General features: G+C 33.4%; 8 protein-coding genes. 6 read left to right on the top strand and 2 right to left on the bottom strand.

Going from position 1 to position 9,397, the window contains the following annotated elements:
* Positions 1–50 precede the first annotated feature (50 nt).
* Both dnaN and dnaA read right to left on the bottom strand, forming a co-directional pair.
* Positions 51–1,184 (bottom strand): DNA polymerase III subunit beta, encoded by a 1,134-nt coding sequence (gene dnaN / locus HMPREF2737_RS05760; RefSeq protein ID WP_011274360.1) that lies wholly within the window; start codon positions 1,182–1,184, stop codon positions 51–53.
* Between the two features lie 301 nt (positions 1,185–1,485).
* Positions 1,486–2,841 carry a chromosomal replication initiator protein DnaA gene (gene dnaA / locus HMPREF2737_RS05755; RefSeq protein ID WP_037552642.1) on the bottom strand — a complete coding sequence of 452 codons (1,356 nt, stop codon included), beginning with the start codon at positions 2,839–2,841 and terminating at the stop codon, positions 1,486–1,488.
* 677 nt (positions 2,842–3,518) lie between these two features.
* Between dnaA and rpmH the strand changes: the two genes are divergently transcribed.
* From rpmH to noc, 6 genes are all read left to right on the top strand, one after another.
* Positions 3,519–3,656, top strand: coding sequence for a 50S ribosomal protein L34 (rpmH, locus tag HMPREF2737_RS05750; RefSeq protein ID WP_000240855.1), 138 nt, complete (start codon positions 3,519–3,521; stop codon positions 3,654–3,656).
* Between the two features lie 111 nt (positions 3,657–3,767).
* Positions 3,768–4,118, top strand: coding sequence for a ribonuclease P protein component (gene rnpA / locus HMPREF2737_RS05745; protein WP_160380507.1), 351 nt, complete (start codon positions 3,768–3,770; stop codon positions 4,116–4,118).
* Positions 4,119–4,271: 153 nt separating this feature from the next.
* The gene (mnmE, locus tag HMPREF2737_RS05740; RefSeq protein WP_037552644.1) at positions 4,272–5,651 is read left to right on the top strand and encodes a tRNA uridine-5-carboxymethylaminomethyl(34) synthesis GTPase MnmE; all 1,380 of its coding nucleotides are present in this window, start codon (positions 4,272–4,274) and stop codon (positions 5,649–5,651) included.
* Positions 5,652–5,770: 119 nt separating this feature from the next.
* Positions 5,771–7,648 carry a tRNA uridine-5-carboxymethylaminomethyl(34) synthesis enzyme MnmG gene (mnmG, locus tag HMPREF2737_RS05735; RefSeq protein ID WP_011276914.1) on the top strand — a complete coding sequence of 626 codons (1,878 nt, stop codon included), beginning with the start codon at positions 5,771–5,773 and terminating at the stop codon, positions 7,646–7,648.
* A complete protein-coding gene (gene rsmG / locus HMPREF2737_RS05730; protein ID WP_037552646.1) occupies positions 7,648–8,370 on the top strand; it encodes a 16S rRNA (guanine(527)-N(7))-methyltransferase RsmG in 723 nt (240 codons plus the stop codon). Before mnmG ends, rsmG begins: the two co-directional genes overlap by 1 nt.
* 45 nt (positions 8,371–8,415) lie before the next feature.
* Positions 8,416–9,255 (top strand): nucleoid occlusion protein, encoded by an 840-nt coding sequence (gene noc, locus HMPREF2737_RS05725; RefSeq protein ID WP_037552648.1) that lies wholly within the window; start codon positions 8,416–8,418, stop codon positions 9,253–9,255.
* Positions 9,256–9,397: the final 142 nt, after the last annotated feature.

Here is a 9,397-nt window from a genome sequence, read left to right as displayed (position 1 = left end):
TGGACTCATCAGTCCGATTTGACGTAGAGCCAAATTAATAGCTTTTAAAACTAATACGTTCTAATTGGTAAAATTAATTGTGTGACAGAATCATCTTCTTTTGGTTTAAGGATGAATGGTTTCATCGTACCAAAGAATTCAACTTCAACTTCATCATTATCAATCGCTTTTAACGCATCCATCATATAACGAGAGTTGAAAGAAATCTTCAAGTTGCCACCCTCTACATCCGTTGCTGTAACTTCTTCTTTTACAGTACCAATCTCAGGTGATGTAGATGATAATTCTACAACATCATTACCTGTACTTAATTTAATAACGTTGTTACCACCTTCTCGTGCCAATAAAGAAGCACGATCGATTGCGTGATAGAATTCACCGTTGTCTAAGCCTAATTTAATTTCGTAATTCTCAGGGAATAAACGTGTTGTATCAGGATAATGTCCTTCTAATAAGCGAGAAATAAAGTTTACATTTCCAACTTTAAATAAAACTTGATTTGAAGCAAAGAAAATATCAATCTCTTCATCGCTATCACTCATAATTTTATTTAATTCTGATAAAGCTTTACCTGGAATGATGACATTTTTATTTTCAGAGTCATCTTCTAATTTCAACTTTCTTACAGCCAAGCGGTGTGAATCAGTCGCAGTGCATATTAATTCATTATCTTGTATAAGCCAGTTAACACCAGTAAGTACTGGGCGTGTTTCTGAGGTGGACACTGCGAAATTTGTTTGTGCAATGATATTTTTTAATACTTTTACTGATAATTGGATTGCATCATCACGTGATACTTGAGGTAATAATGGATATTGGTCAGGATCTAAACCACTTAAGTTAAATTCAGAATGTCCTGAAGTAATCAGTGTTTGAAATTGTTCATTTGTTGATAATTTAACATCTTTACCTGGTAGTTTTTTAATAATATCTACGAAGAAACGACCAGGAAGTACAACTGAACCTGTTTCAGAAATAGTGACAATATCCTCACCATCTACTTGTTTAGGGATTGTAATTTCAATAGATATCTCAGAATCTGAACCAGTAAGGATGACTTCGTTATCTTTAGCATCGATTTTGATACCCGTTAAAATTGGTAATGTTGTTCTTGGTGAGATGGCTTTTAATGTGTCATTTAATTGATTAATAAAATAATCTCTTCTAATTGTGAATTCCATCATTAATTTAAACTCCTTCCAGTCGTTTATATATAATTATATAGGTTTTAAATTCATAGTAATAGTAGTAGGGCTTGTGGATTAGTGGATATGTTAAGAAAATCCTTGTGTGCCAAAGTTATACACATGTGGATAAACTGTTGATGCTGTGTATTACTTTTAAACATTATCCACAATTACGAATAAAATGTTTATGACGCTTATCATTAATCAATGCTTCTTATACCATAATAACTTGTCACTATTTTTTATTTCCCACTTTAACATTTCATAATCTGTTGTATAACAGTTTTTAACTTTTATTTTATTGATTGCGAATTTCTTTTTCCAAATCTTCAACTTCTTGTTTAAAAATTGTATCGGCTTTAATATCTTTAGCGATTTTTTCGTGCGCATGAATCACTGTCGTGTGATCTCGACCACCGAATTCTTCACCAATCTTAGGTAATGAAAAATCAGTAAGTTCTCTTGATAAATACATCGCAATTTGACGTGGATAAGCAATTGATTTTGTACGTTTTTTTGCACTGAAATCTTCGATGCGAACGTTGTAGTAATGTCCAACGACTTTTTGAATATCTTGAATCGTAATTTTTTTAGATTTAGGAACTTGAATAATATCTTTGAGCGCTTCTGCTGCTAATTCAGTCGTAATAGGTCTGCCTTGAAGTTTAGAATAGGCAAGCAAACGTGTGAGTGCGCCTTCTAATTCACGGATGTTTGATTGAATTTGATTAGCAATATAATTTAAAGCTTCAGCAGGAATTTCTAAATTCTCTTCTTCGATTTTTTTCTGAAGAATCGCCATACGCGTTTCATAGTCAGGAGGAGTAATATCAACGATTAATCCCCATTCGAAACGAGAACGTAAACGGTCTTCTAATTTTGCAATTTCTTTAGGTGGACGGTCACTTGAAATGACAATTTGCTTCTTATTTTGATGTAATTCATTAAATGTATGGAAGAACTCTTCTTGCGTTTGTTCTTTATTCTGAATAAATTGAATGTCATCAATCAGTAACACGTCGATGTTTCTATACTTCTCTCTAAAGGCTTCAGGTTCATTGTTACGAATTGATTTGATGAAGTCATTCGTGAATTTTTCACTTGAAGTATATAGTACTTTAGCATTTGGTTGATTGCTAAGAACATGATGACCGATCGCATGCATAAGATGTGTCTTACCAAGACCAACGCCACCATATATAAATAGAGGGTTGTATGCTTGTGCTGGTGCTTCAGCAACTGCAAGACTTGCTGCATGTGGAAATCTATTGCCAGGTCCAATGACGAAAGTATCAAATGTATTGTGAGTATTGAATTGATCTGTGCCTTCATGACCATCTTCAATGATTTGACGTTGAGGTTCGCTTGGCGTGTTAGATTTACGACTTGTCTCATCAAGTTCAGCTAATTGTTCAGCAGTGAAAAATTTGAGTTCAACTTCATAACCAATAACATCTTTCATAATTGTTTGGATTACTTCTTTGTAGTTTGAATTTAACCATTCTGCGTAAAATTCATGAATTACAAAGATGATTGCAACATTATCACGAATTTCTTTGAGTTCTGTATCTTTCAAAAAAGTATTAAATGTCGATTTAGATATTTCTGATTCAGCAACTTCTAATACTTTTTTCCAAATTTCTTGTTCTGACATAAAATAAACTCCATCTTCTTTTAAATTTAGGACTTATACACAGACATTTAGACAAGTGGATAAAAATAATCACAGCATGTTAATAATTATCCACAAGTTAATAACATTCAGTGGATAACTTTATATATGCTATGATTTATTCACACTAAATACGTATATAAAATCAATAAATAAATCCTTTAAAAATAATGAGTTAGACGACTTATCCACATAATTATACTTTTTAACTTAGAGAGATGTCAAATAGGTGTGAATATGTTGTTAAATTCGGTATAAATCTGTTAATAATTAATATATTATCCACAGAATCTTGAATCTCGTATGTGTATAAGTGGATAATTTTAAAAAACTAAGTTTATGTACTACAACAGCTTTGGGAAATAATTTATAAAGATGAATTTAAAATGAATAAAGTGTGTGAGACGCACGTTTGGCGAAATGTATAAATATTAAAAATGGTTGTTGACAAGTGGTTAAAAAATAACATCTTAATGCAAATGCTACTTGCTTTATAAATAGTAATTTGTTATATTGTAGTAGTTGTTTGAATTATGACTAGATAAAATTGAATTAAAACAAGAATTCTGATATCAGAAATTATAATTTATCTATTAAAATAATCAGGATCACTACAAGAGCAAGTGAGCTGGATAAATATGTAGATGGAGGTGTTTTGCATGGTAAAACGTACTTATCAACCAAATAAACGTAAACATAGTAAAGTTCATGGTTTCAGAAAACGCATGAGCACTAAAAATGGCCGTAAAGTTTTAGCACGTCGTCGTCGTAAAGGCCGTAAAGTTTTATCAGCATAAGATCACTGACTTCTCAGTGGTCTTTTTTTCGTTTGAATAGGTATAAATTGAGATACGCTATATCAAAACTAACTTTAGCTAAGATGGCAAAGAATAAAATAAGCGAGTGATGTGAACGTGGAGAAGGCTTACCGTATAAAAAAGAATACTGATTTTCAAACGATTTATAAAAGAGGAAAATCGGTAGCAAATAGACAGTTTGTTGTTTATACCTACAATAGTAATAAAGATCATTTTCGATTAGGTATTAGTGTATCTAAAAAATTAGGCAATGCAGTGACTCGAAATAGAATTAAACGTGCGATAAGAGAGAATTTCAAAATTCATAAAGAAGATATTATTGCACGTGATATTATCGTTATTGCTAGGCAACCAGCTAAGGATATGACTACACTTGAAATCCAGGGTAGCTTAGAACATGTATTAAAAATTGCAAAGGTCTTTAATAAAAAGATTAAATAGAAGAGTAGGGGAGTTTTAGACGACTGTTAGTCTGAGGTTAGACAAACCGAAGTCTTACCTTATGAGCGATAAATCAACTTATTAGCAATTTTTATAGAAACAAATTACAATGTTATAATGAAATTTTACTTGAATAAGGAGGCGAGGATAATCATGGATTTTGATACGATAACTAGTATTTCAACACCTATGGGTGAAGGAGCAATCGGTATTGTCCGTTTATCTGGACCACAAGCCGTTGAAATTGGAGATAAGCTATATAAAGGAAAGAAAAAGTTGCAAGACGTAGATTCACATACGATTAATTATGGTCATATCGTAGATCCTGAAACAAATGAAGTTGTTGAAGAAGTTATGATATCTGTGCTAAGAGCACCAAAAACATTTACACGCGAAGACATTATTGAAATTAATTGTCACGGTGGTATTTTAACAATTAATCGAATATTAGAACTTACAATGACGCATGGTGCAAGAATGGCAGAGCCAGGTGAATATACAAAGCGTGCATTCTTGAACGGGCGTATCGATTTATCACAAGCTGAAGCTGTTATGGATTTTATTCGTTCTAAAACAGATCGTGCTTCTAAAGTTGCCATGAACCAAATCGAAGGGCGACTAAGTGATTTAATTAAGCGACAACGTCAATCCATTTTAGAAATTCTCGCGCAAGTAGAAGTGAACATTGATTATCCAGAATATGACGATGTTGAAGATGCTACAACTGAATTCCTATTAGAGCAATCTAAAAAGATTAAAAACGAAATTAATCTATTATTAGAGACTGGAACACAAGGTAAAATTATGAGAGAGGGTCTTTCAACCGTTATCGTTGGTAAACCAAATGTAGGGAAATCGTCAATGTTAAATAACCTTATTCAAGATAATAAAGCCATCGTAACTGAAGTTGCAGGTACAACTCGTGACGTTTTAGAAGAATACGTCAATGTTAGAGGTGTACCATTAAGATTGGTAGATACTGCAGGTATTCGTGACACTGAAGATATCGTTGAAAAAATTGGTGTCGAACGTTCACGCAAAGCCTTAAGTGAAGCAGATCTAATCTTATTTGTATTAAATAACAATGAGCCATTAACACAAGAAGATCGTACATTATATGAAGTTATTAAAAATGAAGATGCCATTGTAATTGTTAACAAAACTGATTTAGAACAAAACTTAGATATAAATGAAGTAAAAGAAATGATTGATGATACACCACTTATCCAAACATCTATGCTTAAACAAGAAGGTATTGATCAACTAGAATTACAAATACGAGATTTATTCTTTGGTGGCGATGTTCAAAACCAAGATATGACGTATGTATCTAATTCAAGACATATCTCTTTATTAAAGCAAGCTAGAAATGCCATTCAAGATGCGATTGATGCAGCTGAATCAGGTATTCCTATGGATATGGTTCAAATTGACTTAACGCGTACTTGGGAATTATTAGGTGAAATTATTGGTGAATCTGCTAGTGATGAATTGATTGATCAACTATTTAGTCAATTCTGCTTAGGAAAATAATAGTTTATACCTTATAGCTATGTAACGTTTAAGAAATGATAAATATTAAAGAAACTGAGACGGTAGGAAGTCTTATTTATAAAATTAAGGACAAAGGAAATTTAAAGGAGGTCAATTAGGTGGTTCAAGAATATGATGTAATCGTCATTGGTGCTGGACATGCAGGTATTGAAGCAGGTTTGGCATCTGCAAGACGTGGCGCAAAAACACTAATGCTAACAATTAATCTAGATAATATTGCATTCATGCCATGTAACCCATCAGTAGGTGGTCCAGCGAAAGGTATTGTCGTTCGAGAAATTGACGCATTAGGTGGACAAATGGCTAAAGCGATTGATAAAACACATATCCAAATGCGTATGTTAAATACTGGTAAAGGACCAGCAGTACGTGCGTTACGTGCTCAAGCAGACAAAGTGTTATATCAACAAGAAATGAAACGTGTCATTGAAGATGAAGATAATTTAGACATCATGCAAGGTATGGTGGATGAATTAATTATTGAAGACAATGAAGTAAAAGGTGTCCGCACAAATATCGGTACTGAATATCGCGCTCAAGCGGTTGTTATTACGACAGGTACATTCTTACGTGGTGAAATAATCTTAGGTAACATGAAATATTCAAGTGGTCCAAATCATCAACTTCCATCTATCACTCTAGCTGATAATTTAAGAGAATTAGGTTTTGAAGTTGTGCGCTTTAAAACGGGTACACCTCCACGTGTAAACGCGAAAACAATTGACTATTCTAAGACGGAAATTCAACCTGGTGATGATGTAGGTCGTGCATTTAGTTTTGAAACTACAGAATATATCCTAGACCAATTACCTTGTTGGTTAACATATACCAATGATCGTACACATAAAGTCATCGATGATAATCTACATTTATCAGCTATGTATTCAGGTATGATTAAAGGAACAGGTCCTCGTTATTGTCCATCAATTGAAGATAAATTTGTGCGTTTTAATGATAAACCTAGACATCAACTTTTCCTAGAGCCTGAAGGTCGTAATACAAATGAAGTTTACGTTCAAGGACTTTCAACAAGCTTACCAGAACACGTACAACGTCAAATGTTAGAAACGATTCCTGGTCTTGAAAAGGCAGACATGATGCGTGCGGGTTATGCCATTGAATATGATGCGATTGTGCCAACGCAATTATGGCCAACATTGGAAACTAAAATGATTAAAAATTTATATACGGCTGGACAAATCAATGGTACTTCAGGATATGAGGAAGCGGCTGGTCAAGGTATTATGGCTGGAATCAATGCTGCAGGTAAAGTGCTTGGTACCGGAGAAAAAATCTTAAGTCGTTCAGATGCATATATTGGTGTTTTAATTGATGACTTAGTTACAAAAGGTACGAATGAGCCTTACCGCTTATTAACATCTCGTGCAGAATATAGATTATTACTACGTCATGATAATGCTGACTTGCGTTTGACTGATGTAGGTTATGAATTAGGTATGATTTCAGAAGAACGTTACGCGCGTTTTAATGAAAAGCGTCAACAAATTCAAGATGAAATCCAACGTTTAACTGATATTCGTATTAAACCAAATGAACACACACAATCTGTCATTGAGGCAAATGGTGGTTCACGTCTAAAAGATGGCATTCTAGCAATTGATCTATTACGACGTCCTGAAATGACATATAATACAATCTTAGAAATTCTAGAAGAAAGTCATCAATTACCTGAAGCGGTTGAAGAGCAAGTTGAAATTCAAACGAAATACGAAGGCTATATCAATAAATCATTGCAACAAGTTGAAAAAGTTAAACGCATGGAAGAGAAAAAAATTCCGGAAGACTTAGATTATAGTAAAGTGGATAGTTTAGCGACTGAAGCTCGTGAAAAATTAGCTGAAGTTAAACCATTGAATATTGCACAAGCATCACGAATCTCTGGTGTTAACCCAGCAGACATCTCAATCTTACTTGTTTATTTAGAGCAAGGTAAATTGCAAAGGGTGAAAAATTAATGAATGGCGTAGAATGGCTAGCTAAAGAATTAAGTGAACATGGAATTGAATTGTCAGATAAACAAAAAGAACAATTTCAAACATATTATCGTTTACTTGTAGAATGGAATGAGAAAATGAATCTCACAAGTATTACAGATGAACATGAAGTTTATTTGAAACATTTCTATGATTCAATTACACCGAGCTTTTATTATGATTTCAATCAGCCTTTAACCATCTGTGATGTTGGTGCAGGTGCAGGTTTCCCAAGTATTCCATTGAAGATTGTTTACCCTGAATTGAAAGTAACCATTGTAGATTCTTTAAATAAACGTATTCAATTTTTAAATCATCTAGCTGCTGAACTTGGCTTAACACAAGTTAGCTTTGTACATGATCGCGCTGAAACATTCGGTAAAGGCGTAAACAGAGAAACGTATGACGTAGTTACAGCACGTGCAGTAGCCAGACTTACAGTGTTAAGTGAATTGTGCCTTCCTTTAGTTAAAAAGGGTGGCCAGTTCATCGCATTGAAGTCTTCTAAAGGAGAAGAAGAATTAGAAGAAGCACAATTTGGGATTAGTATATTAGGTGGCGTCTTTAGTGATTCTTATACATTTGATTTACCAGAAGATGCTGGTGAACGACAAATGATTATTATAGATAAACGTCGTCAAACATCTAAAAAATATCCTAGAAAACCTGGTACGCCTAATAAATCTCCTTTACTAGAAAATTAATAGCACCTACATGTTAAAATTAATTTTAAGAGGAGTGAATGGATAATGAAAAAGCCTTTTTCAAAATTATTTGGATTGAAAAATAAAGATGACATCGTTGGATACATTGAAGAAGATCGCAATTCTAGCGTCGAATCCATTCAAATTGAGCGTATTGTACCTAACCGTTATCAACCAAGACAGGTGTTTGACTCAAGTAAGATTACTGAACTTGCTGAATCTATTGACGAGCATGGTTTATTACAACCCATCGTTGTAAGACCGATTGAAGAGAATATGTATGAAATTATTGCGGGTGAACGACGTTTTAGAGCACTACAGTCACTGCATAAATCTCAAGCAGATGTCATTATACGTCATATGAATGATGAAGAAACAGCAGTTGTTGCATTAATTGAGAATATTCAACGTGAAAATTTATCTGCTGTTGAAGAAGCGGAAGCTTATAAAAAGCTTCTTGAGATTGGTGGAACAACGCAAAGTGAATTAGCTAAAAGTTTAGGTAAAAGTCAAAGTTTTATCGCAAATAAATTGCGATTATTGAAATTAGCACCTAAAGTGATTAGTCGTTTAAGAGAAGGCAAGATTACTGAGCGTCATGCTCGTGCTGTCTTATCTCTTAAAGAGGACGATCAAGAAAAGCTAATTGAACAAGTGATTAGCCAAAAATTAAATGTTAAACAAACAGAAGCACGTGTTAAACAGAAAATTGGACCAGAAAAAGTAAAGGCTCAATCTTTCCAATTCTCTAAAGATTTAACACAAGCCCGTGACGAAGTTGGAAAAAGCATTCAAGCCATTGAACAATCTGGTATACGTGTAGAACAACGTGATAAAGAACATGATGATTATTACGAAATTAAAATAAAAATTTATAAAAAATAGATGAAAAGTGTGTATAATGCTATTCCTTGAAAAATAGGTTTTAAAGTTATACCACTTAATAATAGCACTAAGATGATTAAAAGTTGAATCATTTTAGTGTTTTTTATGGGCTCTACGTCAAATCGGACTGATGAGTCCAAAT

It is taken from the genome of Staphylococcus sp. HMSC069D12, assembly GCF_001810405.1.
Classification (GTDB): Bacteria; Bacillota; Bacilli; order Staphylococcales; family Staphylococcaceae; genus Staphylococcus; species Staphylococcus haemolyticus.
The sequence above is the reverse complement of the archived record's forward strand: the minus strand, read 5'-3'. Positions and strand labels throughout refer to the sequence as shown.

Bases quoted from the DNA above. Each gene is read 5' to 3' on its own strand.
- dnaA (WP_037552642.1), bottom strand. From the start codon at position 2,841: ATGTCAGAACAAGAAATTTGGAAAAAAGTATTAGAAGTTGCTGAATCA.
- noc (WP_037552648.1), top strand. From the start codon at position 8,416: ATGAAAAAGCCTTTTTCAAAATTATTTGGATTGAAAAATAAAGATGAC.
- mnmE (WP_037552644.1), top strand. From the start codon at position 4,272: ATGGATTTTGATACGATAACTAGTATTTCAACACCTATGGGTGAAGGA.
- rpmH (WP_000240855.1), top strand. From the start codon at position 3,519: ATGGTAAAACGTACTTATCAACCAAATAAACGTAAACATAGTAAAGTT.
- rsmG (WP_037552646.1), top strand. From the start codon at position 7,648: ATGAATGGCGTAGAATGGCTAGCTAAAGAATTAAGTGAACATGGAATT.
- dnaN (WP_011274360.1), bottom strand. From the start codon at position 1,184: ATGATGGAATTCACAATTAGAAGAGATTATTTTATTAATCAATTAAAT.